The 1837-nt window shown below is 37.2% G+C and carries 3 protein-coding genes; all 3 read right to left on the minus strand.

Going from position 1 to position 1837, the window contains the following annotated elements:
- Positions 1-384 (minus strand): UDP-N-acetylglucosamine 2-epimerase (locus OCV73_RS14430; RefSeq protein WP_147553332.1); only part of this gene is annotated, 384 nt, incomplete at its 3' end.
- Between the two features lies 1 nt (position 385).
- Positions 386-1315, minus strand: coding sequence for a glycosyltransferase family 2 protein (locus OCV73_RS14435; RefSeq protein ID WP_167551284.1), 930 nt, complete (start codon positions 1313-1315; stop codon positions 386-388).
- Between the two features lie 51 nt (positions 1316-1366).
- A partial coding sequence (locus OCV73_RS14440; RefSeq protein ID WP_147553336.1) for an acyltransferase occupies positions 1367-1837 on the minus strand: 471 nt, incomplete at its 5' end.

Consider the following 1837-nt stretch of genomic DNA (forward strand, 5'->3'; position numbering starts at 1 on the left):
CTGGTCGAAGCAACGGTTACCGGCTTCCATGTGGAAGATGGGGATGTGGCGCTTTTTGGCGGCTATGGCGCAAAGGCAGGAGTTGGTATCGCCCAGAACCAGGAAGGCATCGGGGTGTTCTTGCTCGAGGATAGGGTCTATGTTGATCAGGATTTGGCCCGCGGTGGCGGTGGCATTGGCTCCGGCGGCATTGAGGAAATGGTCGGGCTTGCGCAGACCGAGGTCTTCGAAGAAGAGTTCGTTGAGTTCGTAATCGTAATTCTGGCCAGTGTGCACCAGGACATGGTCGATCGCGGGGCTTTTATCTAATTTTTGAAGTACGCAGGCTAAACGGATGATCTCGGGACGCGTGCCTACTACGGTTACTACTTTTAATTTTTTCATTTTAGAAAAATAACTTATAAATTTTAAGAAACCATTTATATTGTCCCGGCATATTCAACAATATCCATACAGCGAATTTACGGGCAATATCGATCTTTTGATTCGTATATATTTCCTGACTATTTTTTTTAAGAAATGTCAGAATCATATTAATTTCTTTTTCCCAATTTTCATTTTTCCGTTCTAACAGCAATCCCAATGTTCCAACGGAAAAAGATACAGCTTTTTTTAATATAACATCAGCTTCCAAAAGACCTCTCTCCTTTGCCAAGACATAACGCTCCATAAAAGCAACACTTCTCTCATAAGAATTAATATGAATCGTTTTCCTGTTATTTGAAACACTATCAGCCCTTCCTATGTAATAAAAATATAAAGGCTCGTTCGTACACACTATTTCATGACATTTATCAAAAATAGCAGGCATAATCATCATATCATCTACACTATTTCTCAGAGGGAAACGAATACCTTTAAATAAATCGGCCCTAAACAATTTATTGCACGGATGCGACGAAATTAAATCTTCCAGCAATAGTGGATAAAATTCTTCTTTATTCAAAACTTTTATTTGAGGAGCAAAGTCTGGTTTCAGCTCATTTTCATCCTTATACATTTCACAAATAGCAATTTGTGCATTATTTTCAACGCATAATGATAATAACGTTTCAAACATATGAGGACGAACGTAATCATCACTGTCTATAAAACCTAAATAATCACCTGTAGCCTGCTCTATTCCACAATTACGGGCATCTCCTTGTCCTCCATTTTTTTTATGAATAACTTTTATTCTGCTATCTTTACTTGCATATTCATCACATATAGCCGGAGATAAATCTTTAGAACCATCATCTACCAAAATTATCTCCAAATTTTCATATGTCTGGTTAATAATACTATCTACACACCTGTGAAGATATTTCTCCATATTATATATCGGTACAATTATACTAAGACGTATCATATTAATCTGTTTTTATTATTTTCTTTCTCCAAAATTTTTTGCAGGAATTCCATAAGCAATGCAGTAAGGTCCTATTTCTTTATTTACCATCGACATAGCTCCTACAACCGCTCCGTCCTGTATTTCAGCACCTTTTATAATGGTACAATGGGCCGCTATCCAGACATCGGAACCTATATAAATCGAAGACGTTTCCAAATTTTGTTTTCTTATCAATTCTTTTCTGCTTATTCCGTGGTTTACATCTATAATATAAGTATACGCTGCAATCGAAGTATCGGAGCCTATATATACACGTTGATCGGAATGAATAATACAACCAAATCCGATAGAAACATTATCTCCAATAATTATTTCACCAACTCCTTCAAAAGAAACATTCGGATAAATAGTCACATTCCTGCCTATCTTCACATTACTCGCATTTAAATATACATTGCCTAAAAGGGTTACGGCTTTATGGGGGGTGCGTGTTCTTTGCAGGAA

This window comes from Barnesiella propionica (assembly GCF_025567045.1).
GTDB lineage: Bacteria > Bacteroidota > Bacteroidia > Bacteroidales > Barnesiellaceae > Barnesiella_B > Barnesiella_B propionica.